At 64.8% G+C, this 12,524-nt stretch carries 12 protein-coding genes; 5 read left to right on the forward strand and 7 right to left on the reverse strand.

The window, feature by feature from the left end; translation table 11 throughout:
- The first annotated feature begins 344 nt into the window (after positions 1-344).
- Positions 345-923 carry a hypothetical protein gene (locus tag OCX61_RS12340; protein WP_261944062.1) on the forward strand — a complete coding sequence of 193 codons (579 nt, stop codon included), beginning with the start codon at positions 345-347 and terminating at the stop codon, positions 921-923.
- 214 nt (positions 924-1,137) lie between these two features.
- A complete protein-coding gene (locus OCX61_RS12345) occupies positions 1,138-1,644 on the forward strand; it encodes a DMT family transporter (RefSeq protein ID WP_261944063.1) in 507 nt (168 codons plus the stop codon).
- On the opposite strand, the gene OCX61_RS12350 is transcribed toward OCX61_RS12345, so the two are convergent.
- Entirely contained in the window at positions 1,645-2,553 is a 909-nt protein-coding gene (locus OCX61_RS12350) for a LysR family transcriptional regulator (RefSeq protein ID WP_261944064.1), read from the reverse strand.
- Between the two features lie 218 nt (positions 2,554-2,771).
- Here OCX61_RS12350 and OCX61_RS12355 point away from each other — a divergent pair, with 218 nt between their 5' ends.
- Together OCX61_RS12355 and OCX61_RS12360 are read left to right on the forward strand one after the other, a co-directional pair.
- A complete protein-coding gene (locus OCX61_RS12355; RefSeq protein WP_261944065.1) occupies positions 2,772-3,986 on the forward strand; it encodes a YeeE/YedE family protein in 1,215 nt (404 codons plus the stop codon).
- Between the two features lie 32 nt (positions 3,987-4,018).
- Complete coding sequence (locus tag OCX61_RS12360; RefSeq protein WP_176506629.1) at positions 4,019-4,489, forward strand: OsmC family protein; 471 nt, start codon at positions 4,019-4,021, stop codon at positions 4,487-4,489.
- 52 nt (positions 4,490-4,541) lie between these two features.
- Here the strand turns inward: OCX61_RS12360 and OCX61_RS12365 are convergent, their stop codons facing one another.
- The 3 genes from OCX61_RS12365 to OCX61_RS12375 form a co-directional block, all read right to left on the reverse strand.
- A complete protein-coding gene (locus OCX61_RS12365; protein ID WP_261944066.1) occupies positions 4,542-4,871 on the reverse strand; it encodes a hypothetical protein in 330 nt (109 codons plus the stop codon).
- Positions 4,872-4,945: 74 nt separating this feature from the next.
- Positions 4,946-5,596 (reverse strand): DUF998 domain-containing protein, encoded by a 651-nt coding sequence (locus OCX61_RS12370; RefSeq protein WP_261944067.1) that lies wholly within the window; start codon positions 5,594-5,596, stop codon positions 4,946-4,948.
- A 109-nt stretch (positions 5,597-5,705) separates the two neighbouring features.
- Complete coding sequence (locus tag OCX61_RS12375) at positions 5,706-6,443, reverse strand: GntR family transcriptional regulator (protein WP_261944068.1); 738 nt, start codon at positions 6,441-6,443, stop codon at positions 5,706-5,708.
- A gap of 224 nt (positions 6,444-6,667) precedes the next feature.
- On the opposite strand from OCX61_RS12375, the gene OCX61_RS12380 reads away from it, so the two are divergent.
- Positions 6,668-7,417 carry a FadR/GntR family transcriptional regulator gene (locus OCX61_RS12380; protein ID WP_103447521.1) on the forward strand — a complete coding sequence of 250 codons (750 nt, stop codon included), beginning with the start codon at positions 6,668-6,670 and terminating at the stop codon, positions 7,415-7,417.
- 332 nt (positions 7,418-7,749) lie between these two features.
- Here OCX61_RS12380 and OCX61_RS12385 read toward each other — a convergent pair whose 3' ends face one another.
- The 3 genes from OCX61_RS12385 to OCX61_RS12395 all read right to left on the reverse strand — a co-directional run bounded on the left by OCX61_RS12385 (position 7,750) and on the right by OCX61_RS12395 (position 12,513).
- Complete coding sequence (locus tag OCX61_RS12385; protein ID WP_261944069.1) at positions 7,750-9,330, reverse strand: aldehyde dehydrogenase (NADP(+)); 1,581 nt, start codon at positions 9,328-9,330, stop codon at positions 7,750-7,752.
- A gap of 185 nt (positions 9,331-9,515) precedes the next feature.
- On the reverse strand, positions 9,516-11,069 hold the full coding sequence (gene garD / locus OCX61_RS12390) for a galactarate dehydratase (RefSeq protein ID WP_261944070.1): 1,554 nt from the start codon (positions 11,067-11,069) through the stop codon (positions 9,516-9,518).
- Between the two features lie 79 nt (positions 11,070-11,148).
- Positions 11,149-12,513, reverse strand: coding sequence for an MFS transporter (locus OCX61_RS12395; RefSeq protein WP_261944071.1), 1,365 nt, complete (start codon positions 12,511-12,513; stop codon positions 11,149-11,151).
- Positions 12,514-12,524 lie beyond the last annotated feature (11 nt).

Below are 12,524 nucleotides of genomic sequence, written 5' to 3' on the forward strand. Positions count from 1 at the left end.
GTCGCAGCGCTGCAGCTTGTGGGAATAACAGCCTTGCTCGAAATCTGACATCTTGCGCAACGCCTGTGGGAGCGGGTTCACCCGCGAAGAAGGTACCCCGCTGCCTGGCACGGGCTACGCCCGTGTTCGCGGGTCAAGCCCGCTCCCACAGGGACTGGGCTGGCCTTTGGATTTTGAACAAGACACTTGCTCCTGCAGGGGGCCGCGCACGTTCACCAGAAAATCCGCGACCAGACAGCACGCCAGCGTGGCGTTTTCCTGCAGAGTGGCGGGCAATGGCTATGCTTGCTTGCGTGTAAACCGTTCACGCACATAACCGGTCTCGATCACATGGAAGCAGGCCTATGAATCCTATTTGCACCCTCGCTCGCGCTGTTGCCCTCGCCACCCTGATGTCGGCTGCCACCTTCGCGGTGCAGGCTGCCGAGATTCCGATTGGCAGCCAGGCACTGGAAAGTCATGTCAAGACCCAGGTCACCGCCATCGACCTGGCCAACCGCCAAGTCACGGTAAAGGGGCCGAACGACAAGGATGTGACCCTGCAACTGACGGAAAAGGCCAAGGCGCTGCCTAATCTGAAGGTTGGTGACAATGTTGATATCTATGTCACCCGGGCCATCGCCTATGTGCTCAACAGCGACGTGGGTGGGGCGCCAAAGGCCACTGAAGAATCCGGCGAGATCCGCGCCACCAAGGACAACCCCAACCCGGGCGGCGAAGCCTTCCGCCAGGTCCGCGTGACCTCGCAGATCAAGAAGATCGACTTGAAGAAACATGAAGTCACCCTGCTGCCGCCAGAGGGCAAGGTGCAGGTGGTCAAGGTCGAGAACCCGGACCTGCAGAAGCGCATGAAGAACCTCAAGGTCGGCCAGACCGTCGATGCGATCTATACCGAAGTGCTGCGGGTCGATACCTGGCGCTGATGCTGGCTAGCAGGCCAGGTTGTCGGCACTGGCCTGTTCGCGCCTGAAGCCGTTCCCACCGCTGCCTGTGGGAGCGGCCTTGGCCGCGAAATGGCCAGCACAGGCCATTCTTCATCATGCATGTGACGAATACCTTGCGTGCACCTTTTCGATTTCCATAAACACCGTCGATCTACCCATCATGGGCTCATCCAGTCTTCAGATGAGTGCCGCCATGCCCTACAAGACCCTTCTGCTCGCATGCCTTCCCGTGGCGATGGCCCTGGTTGCGGGTTTCGTGTTGCCTTATCAGGCTGCCAGCAACGCTGCCGTCGGCCGTGCGCTGGGGCACTGGTTGTGGGGTGCCTTCACCTCATTGACGGTGAGTTCGGTGGTGGTGATCGCGGCGTTGCTGATCCTGCGGGTACCCATGCCCGACCTGGGCAAGGCGCTGCAAGGCCCCTGGTGGCTGTGGATCGGTGGCGTGCTGGGCGCCCTCTATGTGGCAGGTGCTGCGGCGTTGACACCCAAGTTGGGCACGGCGGGTTTCCTGGTGCTGGTGGTGGCCGGGCAGATCCTGACCTCAGTGATCGTCGATCACTTCGGGCTGATGGGCGTTGCCAGCAAACCGGTGAACCTGGCCAGGGTTGCCGGCGTGCTGTTGATCCTTGGCGGGGTGTTGCTGGTCCAGGGCGGCTGGACCTCGACGCCGTCTTCCGGCCAGGCTGCGATCGAGCGCTGATCAATGCCCGGGCTGGCTGCACGCCCAGACCGCTTCACGCAGCCAGCGATGGCCAGGGTCGCTGCCCTTGCGCGCGTGCCAGGCCTGCTGATAGGCGAGGGCGGGGATTGCCAGCGGTGGGCTGAACTGGCGCAGTGACGGGTGCTGGCGCATCGGGCCTACCGCGCGTCTGGCCACGGTGAGGATCAGGTCGGTGCCCGCGAGTACCTCGACAGCCGCGCTCCAGTGCGGCAGCGCCAGCGCGATATGCCGGCGCAGGCCTTGTGCAGCCAAGGCGCGCTCGATCTCGTCGTGGGCATCGGGGTGCATGGCCATCAGCACGTGGGGGCGCGTCAGCCAGTCTTCCAGGGTGAGCCCGCCCTTGGCTGGCAGCACCTGCCGATCGGCGACGCTGATGAAGCTGTCTTCGAACAAGGTCTGGGTGGTGATGTCGGCGGGCAGTTCCGGGAAAATGCCCAAGGCCAGGTCGAGTTCGCCATCGAGCAACTGCGCGAGCATGGTTTCGCGGCTGGCCTGGCTGATGGCCAGGTCGACGCCGGGGGCGACCTGGCGCAGGTGGCGGACCAGTGGCGGCAAGATGATCCGCGAGGAATAGTCGGACAGCGACAGCCTGAAGCGGCGCTGGGCGTGGGCAGGGTCGAACTGGGGCGCGGCCAGCAAACCGTTGAGGCTGCCTAGGGCGTCTTGCAGCGGTTTGGCCAGGGATTGGGCGCGGGCAGTCAGGTTCATCTGGCCGTGTTGGCGGATCAGCAACGGGTCGTCGAAGTGTGCACGTAGCTGCGCCAGGGCATGACTGACGGCAGGTTGGCTGCGGTGCAGGCGCAGGGCGGCGCGGGTCACGTGCTTTTCGCTGAGCAGCGCATGCAGGGCGAGCAGCAGGTTGAGGTCGATCTTGCGCAGTTCATCCATGGAGCGAATGCTTCGGTTGGTTTTGGCAGGTGATTATCAGCCTAACAGATGTGCCGACCTCTTCGCGGGTGAACCCGCTCCCGCAGGTACCCCATAGGCCCTGAGGAAAAGGTAATCCTGTGGGAGCGGGTTTACCCGCGAAGAGGCCGGCTCAGGCAACACATTCCAGCTTTGGGGGTTATACTCGCCCCCCGTTTCACTGTAATCCGAGTATTCCGATGGGTCTTTCCGCAACCGCCACACCCGAACCGCGCCGCCTCGGTGCGCCCTTGATCGCCCTGGCCCTGCTGCTGGCCGGCGCCTGGTTCCTCAACCTCAACGCCGGCTTCAAGCAGGTGCTGCTGCTGTTGGTCGGCGCTGCCCTGGGCCTGACGCTCTATCACGCCGCTTTCGGCTTCACCTCGGCCTGGCGGGTGTTCATCAACGAGCGCCGCGGCGCCGGCCTGCGTGCGCAGATGGTCATGCTGACCCTGGCCGTGCTGCTGTTCTTCCCGGCGTTGTCTGCCGGTAGCCTGTTTGGCACCCCGGTCACCGGCCTGGTCGCGCCGGCGGGCGTGTCGGTGGTATTCGGTGCGTTCATCTTCGGCATCGGCATGCAACTGGGCGGCGGCTGCGCCTCGGGCACACTGTTCACCGTGGGCGGCGGCAATGCGCGGATGCTGGTGACCCTGCTGTTCTTCATCATCGGCTCGGTCACCGCTACCCACCATGCCGACTGGTGGTTCGCGCTGCCTGCGTTCCCGGCCACCTCGATCGTCCAGGCCTGGGGCGTGGCACCAGCGCTGCTGGCCAGTGTTGCGGTGTTCGCACTGATCGCCTGGGCCACGGTGGTGCTGGAAAGACGTCGACATGGGGACCTGGAAGCCCCTGTGAGCAGCGAGCACCAGGGCCTGCGCCGCTTCCTGCGTGGCCCGTGGCCGTTGCTGTGGGGGGCGATTGCCCTGGCCTTGCTCAATTACGCCACCCTGGCCCTGGCCGGCCGCCCGTGGGGAATCACCTCGGCGTTCGCCCTGTGGGGCGCGAAAACCTTGTCCAGCTTCGGAGTCGACGTCGGCAGCTGGGTGTTCTGGCAGGCCCCGGCCAATGCCAAGGCACTGGCCGCGCCGCTGTGGCAGGACATCACCACGGTGATGGACATCGGCATCGTGCTCGGTGCGCTGTTGGCGGCAGGCCTGGCGGGCCGCTTCGCGCCCAGCCTGAAGATCCCGCTGCCGTCGCTGATTGCTGCGGTGATCGGTGGCCTGCTGCTGGGCTATGGTTCGCGCCTGGCGTATGGCTGTAATATCGGCGCCTACTTCAGCGGCATCGCTTCAGGTAGCGTGCACGGCTGGCTGTGGCTGATCGCGGCCTACACCGGCAACCTGATCGGTGTGCGCCTGCGCCCGCTGTTCTTTGCAGGCGAACGCCGCCCGGTGGCGCTCAGCGGCTGCTGATATCACCCGATCAATTGAACAAGGAGGTTCGCATGGCGCAATACACCGCCCACGTGGCCTGGGCACGCGAAGGCCAGGATTTTCTCGGCAACCAGTACAGCCGCCGTCACCTGTGGCGCTTCGACGGTGGCATCGAGGTGCCGGGGTCGTCGTCGCCCCATGTGGTGCCTCTGCCGATGTCCGATGCCTCGGCGGTGGACCCTGAAGAGGCCTTCATCGCCGCGCTGTCGAGCTGCCACATGCTGTGGTTCCTGTCGCTGGCGGCCAAGCAGCGCTTTTGCGTCGAGCACTATGCCGACGACGCAGAGGGGGTGATGGCGCGCAATGAGGCAGGGCGCATGGCCATGACCGTGGTTACCCTGCGACCACGGGTCGAGTTCTCCGGCGAGCGCCAGCCCACGGCAGAGCAGCTTGAGCACTTGCACCATCTCGCCCACGAGGAATGCTTCATCGCCAATTCGGTGAAGACCGAGGTGCGTTGCGAGCCGGTCTATCTCAGCTGAACTCTTAAATAAATCAGATTAAGTCTGTTTGATAACTTATTGATTTAATTGATTATCGCCTCGCGAGCGAGTGTTGAACACACTGCTCATAGTAAGTCTGCTTGATCGCCGATGGCTTGAGCCGTGAACGGCTGTTGTAAGTCTGTTCGGTAATGCCCATGGCGGTCATGCGCATCCAGGGTTTGGCGAACCGGCGCACCTGCAGCTTCTTGCGGGTGGCGTACAGGGTAACGCCGGAAAGCTTGGCCTGCTGCGCTTCGGCGGCGATCTGCGAGCCCCATCCACAGGTTTGGCGGTCATTCTGGCTAAGCGCTTTGGCTTGGGCGCCGAAGGCGGCAGCGGCCAGCAGGCAGCCGGCCATCGTTGCTAGAATTGTTCGCATGTTGCTGTCCTAAGCATCTGAAGATGAAAGGAGTTTGCCTTCGCTTCAGATGCCTGGGGGCCAGTATTTTCGAATCAGGTAGTGGCGATGCGAAAGCGATTTGCCAGTGCCGAGCTTAGGCTGCTCAGCGCCAGGCCGGCGATCCATACCACCGACAGGCCATAGTTCAGCCGTTGGTACAGCCCGAACCACTGGCCGCTCCGGGCGGCCTGGGCCATGAGTACAACGGTGACCAGCGCTGCAACCAGGCACGCCAGCGAAAACCAGCCCAAGGCCCTTGAACCGGCGAGGCGCTTGCCAAGCCGGACCCATAGCGCACTGGCCATGGTCAATGAGACAAACATCAGCAAGCCGCAGAAGTTGTGCAGTTGCTGCGAGCTGGACGGCTCGGCGGGTGCGCAGCCCTGATCACACGGAAACAGGCCAGTACCCAGACTTCCCAGGCCATGCAGCAGGACCAGGGCCGCGCTGAGCAGCGCCAGTTTCGAGGCACGCCAGCGCCGGGCAAGGCCCCAGGCAAACAGGGCGAACAGCAGGGCGAGGGGGAAGTTGTTGGCCAGCGGCGACCAGTGCTGGGTCGGGGAACCTTGGGCGCCGAGCTGGCTCATGGCCTGTTGCAGGTGGTCATAACCGGGGTAGGCCCGGGCGGTGAGCCAGACGCCGATCAGCAGCCATAACGGGATCAGCAGGCCACAGGTGAGCAGGGCACGGTCGAGCGGTTTCATGCGGGACTTCCTTCCATGGAAAGCGCATACAGCAGTTGGAGAATGTACTGCCTGTCCCGGCCTTATTGCGGGTATTGCGCAGGCTTCAGCGTCGGTGGCGACACAACGTTCAGGCCGGTGCCTTATCGCGGCGCATCTGGGTCACCAGGGTGAACCGATCATCCGGGTGTACAGTCTCGGAAACCGCCATCAGGTCGCCGTTTTCCTCGCGGTAATGGCGGATGATCTTCAACCCCGGAGCGCCTGCCTCGGCCTTCAGTTCACGCGCCATCTCTGCCGTCAGCAACACGGCGCGTACCTGCTGGTCGACGACTGCGATCGAGCGGCCATAGTGCTGCTCGATCAACCCTGCAATCAGCTGGTCTGGGTGCTCGTGGGCCAGTTCGATGACTGCGGCGTAGTCGCGTTGGGCATAGACATCGGTCCAGCACAGGGGCGCGGCATTGTGCTGGCGATCGACGCGGATGCTCGACACGCAGAAGTAATGCTCCCCCGGCACCAGCCCCAGGCGCGCCGCTTCGCTCAGGTCGGCGACGAAGTGGCGCACGTGCTGGATTTCCCGTTGCTGGGTTTCAGCCAGGTGCGCCAGGTCGGCCACCGTCGCCAGCGACTGCGAATAGCCACCGCGCGGGCTGCTGGCCTCGACCCGGGTACCGACCCGCTTGCGGCGTGACACCAGCCCCTGGTTGAGCAGCTGGTTGATCGCCGCCCGCACCGTGTGTCGGCTCACCTCGTACAGGTCACACAGTTCGAATTCGGTCGGCAGCAGGCTGCCCACCGGGTAACGGCCGCTGGCGATGCCGGCCATCAAGTCCTTGGCCACCACGGCGTATCGCGTTTCGTTCATGCCTTCGATCAGTCCCGTCAAATCCACCGGTTGACAGTGTATCAGTGCAAGTCAGCGCCATCGGCAACAGTGCGAGGACGGTCGTGGTGGCGCAGTATGCGGGTGCGTTCACCCTGAGGCGTACTGCGACCGCAGCGCTTTGATTAAATACCGCGTCGGGTGTATGTGATCGTACAACTGCTTGCGCTATCATGACGGCTGTCTTTCAAGGTGAAATACAGGGCATGACAGAGCAGCAGGTACAGGCAAGGACCCGGCGCAAGCCGCGCAGTCTGGCCCAGGAACTGGTCACGGTGCTGACCGAGCGCATTCGCAGCGGCCAGCTCAAGCGCGGCGACAAGCTGCCGACCGAGTCGCAGATCATGGCCGAGGAGGGCGTCAGCCGCACCGTGGTGCGTGAGGCGATCTCCCGGCTGCAGGCGGCCGGGCAGGTCGAGACGCGCCATGGCATCGGCACCTTCGTGCTCGATGCGCCAGCTACCGGTGGCTTTCGTATCGACCCGGCGACCGTGGTCACCTTGCGCGAGGTGCTGGCGGTGCTGGAGCTGCGCATCGCCCTGGAAATCGAGTCGGCGGGCCTGGCGGCGCAACGGCGCAGCGACGAAGAGCTGGCTGGCATGCGCGCGGCGCTGGACGAGCTCAACGAGGGTGCTGCGCACGCCACTGACGCGGTGTCGGCGGACTTCCAGTTCCACCTGCGTATCGCCCAGGCCAGCGGCAACCACTACTTCGCCGATATCATCAACCACCTGGGTACCAGCATCATTCCACGTACCCGGTTGAATTCGGCGCGGTTGGCCCATGATGACCAGGCACATTACATGAGTCGCCTGATGCACGAACATGAAGCCATTTATGAAGCCATCGCCCGGCGTGACAGCGAAGGGGCGAAGATGGCCATGCGCATGCACCTGAGCAACAGCCGCGAGCGCTTGCGCCAGGCCCATGAAGAAGCCGAGGCGCAGGGGGGCTGAGGTTGGGCTGAGGGGCGTTTGCCGTGGTTATTGCGGTGGGGCATGAATCGAGCGCCGCCCGCGCGGCGCATCGCGAGCTCTGCTCGCTCCTACGTTTGTTTCTGGCCAGTAACGCCTGTGACAGGCGCTCGCGACCGTCTTGTTGGTACGACGCTATATTGTGGCATGCGCAAAAGCGTTCGCGCGCCGATGCCCCTGGAATAATTGGCCCGAAACAAACGTAGGAGCGAGCAGAGCTCGCGATGCGCCGCGCGGGCGGCGCTCGATTTCACAGGCGACGCTCGCCTCGAGACAGGCAAAGAAAGGCCCTGCTAGCAGGGCCTTTTTCGTACTCAAAGCGCGCCTTCGCTCCATTGCCCGTTCACCAGGCGACGCAGCCCCAGCGGGTTGCTGTCGCGCAGTGCCTCCGGCAGCAGCGCCTGCGGGTAGTTCTGGTAGCACACCGGGCGCAGGAAGCGGTCGATGGCCAGGGTACCGACCGAGGTACCACGGGCATCGGAGGTGGCCGGGTATGGCCCGCCATGGACCATTGCTTCGCACACTTCCACGCCGGTCGGGTAGCCGTTGACCAGGATACGGCCGACTTTTTCCTCCAGCAGCGGTACCAGCCAGGCGAAGGCTTCGAAGTCCTCCGGCTCACCGATCAGCGTCGCGGTCAGCTGGCCACGCAGGCCAAGCAGGGCGGCGCGCAGTTGGTCGTTGTCCTTGACCTCGACCGCCACGGTGGTCGGGCCGAACACTTCTTCCTGCAGCAGCGGGTCGGCCTCCACCAGCAGGCGGGCCTCGGCCTTGAACAGCTGGGCACGGGCCTGGCTACCTTCCTGGGCCTGGCCGGCCAGGTGCTCGATACCGGCATGGGCGTGCAGGTGCTCCAGGCCACCGACGTAGCTGCGCAGGCCGCCGGCGTTGAGCATGGTCTGCCCGGCCTGCTGGTCCAGGTGCTGGCCGAGGTCGGCGAGCAACTGGCTGTAGTGTGCCGATTGCAGGCCGATCACCAGGCCCGGGTTGGTGCAGAACTGCCCGGCCCCCATGCACACCGAACCGGCCAGCTCGCGGGCGATGGCCTCGCCACGCTTGGCCAGGGCACCTGGCAGGATGATCACCGGATTGATGCTGGACATCTCGGCGAACACCGGGATCGGTTGCGGGCGCTCGGCGGCCATGCGGCACAGCGCGTCGCCGCCCTTGAGCGAACCGGTGAAGCCGACGGCCTGGATGGCTGGGTGCTTGACCAGCGGTTCGCCGACGCCAGCGCCGAAGACCATGTTGAACACGCCCTTGGGCATGCCAGTGCGCTCGGCGGCGCGCTGGATGGCGCAGCCGACCAGGTCGGCAGTGGCCATGTGGCCGCTGTGCGCCTTGAACACCACCGGGCAACCGGCAGCCAGGGCCGCTGCGGTATCACCACCTGCGGTGGAGAAGGCCAGCGGGAAGTTGCTGGCACCGAACACGGCGACCGGGCCGACGCCAATACGCATCTGGCGCAGGTCGACCCGCGGCAGCGGTTGACGCTCAGGCAGGGCCAGGTCGATGCGGGCACCAAGGAAATCGCCACGGCGCAGCACCTGGGCGAACAGGCGCATCTGGCCGCTGGTGCGGCCACGCTCACCCTGGATGCGGGCGGCAGGCAGGGCGGTCTCGCGGCAGACGATGGCGACGAAGGCGTCATCCAGCTCGTCCAGCTCGGCGGCGATGGCGTCGAGGAACTCGGCGCGGCGGGCCGGTTTGAGGTTGCGGAATTCGACGAAGGCGGCGGCGGCAGCCTTGGCTGCCTGGTCCACTTCGGCTTCGGTGGCCTGGACGAAGCTGTAGGGCAGGGCCTCGCCGGTGGTGGCGTCCAGGCTCTGCAGGCGTTGCGAGCCAGCGGCGCTGCGCTGGCCGGCGATGAAGTTGTGGCCGAGGATCTCAGGCATGGGGTGCTCCTGTAGGAGTAGCTGAAGGAAGAATGCTATTCAGGCCGGCTGGACTGGCCCCTGTGGGAGCGGGTTTACCCGCGAATCAGGCGACTCGGTGCATGGCACCGGCTTCGCCGGTGTTCGCGGGTAAACCCGCTCCCACAAGGACCGCGATAAATGGGCTAGCGAGCCAGCCCGACTCATCAGGTAATCGGTGCCGGATTGAACAGGGTGATGTCGTTGTGCAGGCGGTGCTGTTCGGCCCAGGTCTGCTTGCGGCCGCTGGCCACGTCCAGGTAGTAGTGGAACAGCTCCCAGCCCAGTTCTTCGATGGTCGCGCGGCCGCTGGCGATGCGCCCGGCGTCGATGTCGATCAGGTCGGGCCAGCGCTGGGCCAGTTCGGTACGGGTGCAGACCTTGACCACCGGGGCCATGGCCAGGCCATACGGCGTGCCACGGCCGGTGGTGAACACGTGCAGGTTCATGCCGGCGGCCAGTTGCAGGGTGCCGCAGACGAAATCGCTGGCCGGGGTGGCGCAGAAGATCAGGCCCTTGCGGTTGACCCGCTCGCCCGGGCCGAGCACGCCCTGGATGGCGCCGCTGCCGGACTTGACGATCGAACCGAGGGACTTCTCGACGATGTTCGACAGGCCGCCTTTCTTGTTGCCCGGCGTGGTGTTGGCGCTGCGGTCTGCCGCGCCTTGCTGCAGGTAACGGTCGTACCAGTCCATCTCGCGCACCAGGGCATCGGCGACTTCCTGGTTCTCGGCGCGCGAGGTGAGCATGTAGATGGCGTCGCGTACTTCGGTCACTTCCGAGAACAGCACGGTGGCGCCAGCGCGCACCAGCAGGTCGGCGGCATAACCCAGCGCCGGGTTGGCGGTGATGCCGGAGAACGCGTCACTGCCGCCGCACTGCATGCCGAGGATCAGCTCGCTGGCTGGCACGGTCTCGCGGCGGCGCTGGTCGAGCTTTTTCAGGCGGGTTTCGGCCAGGCCCATGATCTGCTCGATCATTTCGGCAAAACCGAGGCTGGCGTCCTGCAGGCGATACAGCCAAGGCTCGCTGAGGTCCACCGACGGGTCATTGTCGTGCATCACCTGGCCGGCCTGGAGCTTTTCGCAACCCAGGCTGATCACCAGTGCCTCGCCTCCAAGGTTGGGGTTGCGCGCCAGGTTGCGCACGGTGCGGATCGGGATGTAGGCGTCGCGGGCGTTGATGGCCACGCCACAGCCGTAGCTGTGGGTGAGGGCGACCACGTCATCGACGTTGGGGTATTTGGGCAGCAGTTCGCTGCGGATACGCTTGACCGCGTGCTCCAGCACGCCGGTCACGCATTGCACGGTGGTGGTGATGCCGAGGATGTTGCGGGTGCCGACGGTGCCGTCGGCGTTGCGGTAACCTTCGAAGGTGAAGCCGTCCAGCGGGGGCAGGGCATTCGGTACCGCGTCGCAGCGTGGCAGGCTGTCCAGTTCCGGGGCGGCCGGCATGGCCAGCTGGCTTTCCTGCACCCAGCTGCCCTGGCGCAGGTCTTCCAGCGCATAACCGATGATCTGCCCGTAGCGGCGCACTGGCTCGCCCTTGGCTATCAGCACGGTGGCAACCTTGTGGCTCTGTGGCACGCCTTCGACCAGGGTCAGGCCGTCGGCGAAGCGGGCGCCTTCGCCCAGGCCGCCGTCGTTGACCACCACCACGACGTTATCGTCGTCGTGCAGGCGGACGTAGCGGGGCGAGTCGGAATGTTCGATCAACTGCATGTTTGGGCCCTACTTGTCAGGTTCTCAGGCTTTTTGTACATCCGCCCGCGTCGGCAGCGGCCGGCGCGGGCGTGTTCACTCAGTGCCGCGCGCTGGCCAGTTCGCCATTGGCGGCTGGCTCAGGCTGTGGCTTTGGGGCATCGTCGCGCAGCTCGATACGCTTGATCGGGCCGACGATCACCAGGTAGCTGAACACCGCCACCAAGGCGTTGGCACCCACATACACCAGGGCCCACTTGAACGAGCCGGTGGCGCTGATGATGTAGCCGATGACGATCGGTGTGGTGATCGAGGCGATGTTGCCGAAGGTGTTGAACAGGCCACCGGACAGCCCGGCGATCTGCTTGGGCGAGGTGTCTGCCACCACGGCCCAGCCCAGCGCGCCGATGCCTTTGCCGAAGAAGGCCAGGGTCATGAAACCGACCACCATCCACTCGGCATCCACGTAGTTGCAGAAGACCATGGTGGTCGACAGCAACAGGCCGCAGACGATCGGCAGCTTGCGCGAGAAGGTCAGCGAGTTGCCGCGGCGCAGCAGCCAGTCCGAGATCACCCCACCGAGCACGCCACCGATGAAGCCGCACACTGCCGGCAGCGAAGCGATGAAACCGGCCTTGAGGATGGTCATGCCCCGTTCCTGCACCAGGTACACCGGGAACCAGGTGAGGAAGAAGTAGGTGATGGCGTTGATGCAGTACTGGCCCAGGTACACGCCCAGCAGCATGCGGCTGGTCAGCAGTTGCTTGATGTAGCCCCATTTCGGGCCGTCGTTGCCACGCTTCTGGTCCATGTCGACCAGGCCGCCGTTCTGCTCGATATGTTCGAGCTCGCTCTGGCTGATGCGCGGGTGCTGGCGCGGGTTGTAGATGGTCTTGAGCCACACCACGGAGAACACGATGCCCAGTGCGCCCATGACCACGAACACATGCTCCCAGCCGAAGCTGAACACGATCCAGCCCATGATCGGGGCGAACAGCGCGGTGGCGAAGTACTGCGCCGAGTTGAAGATCGCCGAGGCGGTACCGCGTTCCTGGGTCGGGAACCAGGCTGCGACGATACGGGCGTTGCCCGGGAACGACGGGGCTTCGGCGAAGCCGACGAGGAAGCGCAGGGTGAACAAGGTCACCACCGCCCAGGCCACCGGCAGGCCGCCGACAAAGCCCTGCAGCAGGGTGAACAGCGACCAGGTGAAGATGCTGAAGGCGTAGACATTCTTCGAACCGAAGCGGTCCAGCAGCCAGCCGCCGGGGATCTGCCCGGCCACGTAAGCCCATCCGAAGGCGGAGAAAATATAACCAAGGGTAACGGCGTCGATGCCGAGGTCTTTCTGCAGGCTGGAGCCTGCGATGGCGATGGTGGCTCGGTCTGCGTAGTTGATCGTGGTCACCAGAAACAGCATGAACAGGATCAGGTAGCGCACATGCGTCTTTTTAGTCGCTTGCATGCTGGTAATAC

Source organism: Pseudomonas sp. LRP2-20 (genome assembly GCF_024349685.1).
Taxonomy (GTDB): domain Bacteria; phylum Pseudomonadota; class Gammaproteobacteria; order Pseudomonadales; family Pseudomonadaceae; genus Aquipseudomonas.

What these genes read in the sequence shown, in the direction of transcription:
- OCX61_RS12345 (WP_261944063.1), top strand. Translation starts at nt 1,138, where the DNA reads ATGCCCTACAAGACCCTTCTGCTCGCATGCCTTCCCGTGGCGATGGCC.
- OCX61_RS12340 (WP_261944062.1), top strand. Translation starts at nt 345, where the DNA reads ATGAATCCTATTTGCACCCTCGCTCGCGCTGTTGCCCTCGCCACCCTG.
- OCX61_RS12360 (WP_176506629.1), top strand. Translation starts at nt 4,019, where the DNA reads ATGGCGCAATACACCGCCCACGTGGCCTGGGCACGCGAAGGCCAGGAT.
- OCX61_RS12380 (WP_103447521.1), top strand. Translation starts at nt 6,668, where the DNA reads ATGACAGAGCAGCAGGTACAGGCAAGGACCCGGCGCAAGCCGCGCAGT.
- OCX61_RS12385 (WP_261944069.1), bottom strand. Translation starts at nt 9,330, where the DNA reads ATGCCTGAGATCCTCGGCCACAACTTCATCGCCGGCCAGCGCAGCGCC.
- OCX61_RS12395 (WP_261944071.1), bottom strand. Translation starts at nt 12,513, where the DNA reads ATGCAAGCGACTAAAAAGACGCATGTGCGCTACCTGATCCTGTTCATG.
- OCX61_RS12350 (WP_261944064.1), bottom strand. Translation starts at nt 2,553, where the DNA reads ATGGATGAACTGCGCAAGATCGACCTCAACCTGCTGCTCGCCCTGCAT.
- OCX61_RS12370 (WP_261944067.1), bottom strand. Translation starts at nt 5,596, where the DNA reads ATGAAACCGCTCGACCGTGCCCTGCTCACCTGTGGCCTGCTGATCCCG.
- OCX61_RS12365 (WP_261944066.1), bottom strand. Translation starts at nt 4,871, where the DNA reads ATGCGAACAATTCTAGCAACGATGGCCGGCTGCCTGCTGGCCGCTGCC.
- garD (WP_261944070.1), bottom strand. Translation starts at nt 11,069, where the DNA reads ATGCAGTTGATCGAACATTCCGACTCGCCCCGCTACGTCCGCCTGCAC.
- OCX61_RS12375 (WP_261944068.1), bottom strand. Translation starts at nt 6,443, where the DNA reads ATGAACGAAACGCGATACGCCGTGGTGGCCAAGGACTTGATGGCCGGC.
- OCX61_RS12355 (WP_261944065.1), top strand. Translation starts at nt 2,772, where the DNA reads ATGGGTCTTTCCGCAACCGCCACACCCGAACCGCGCCGCCTCGGTGCG.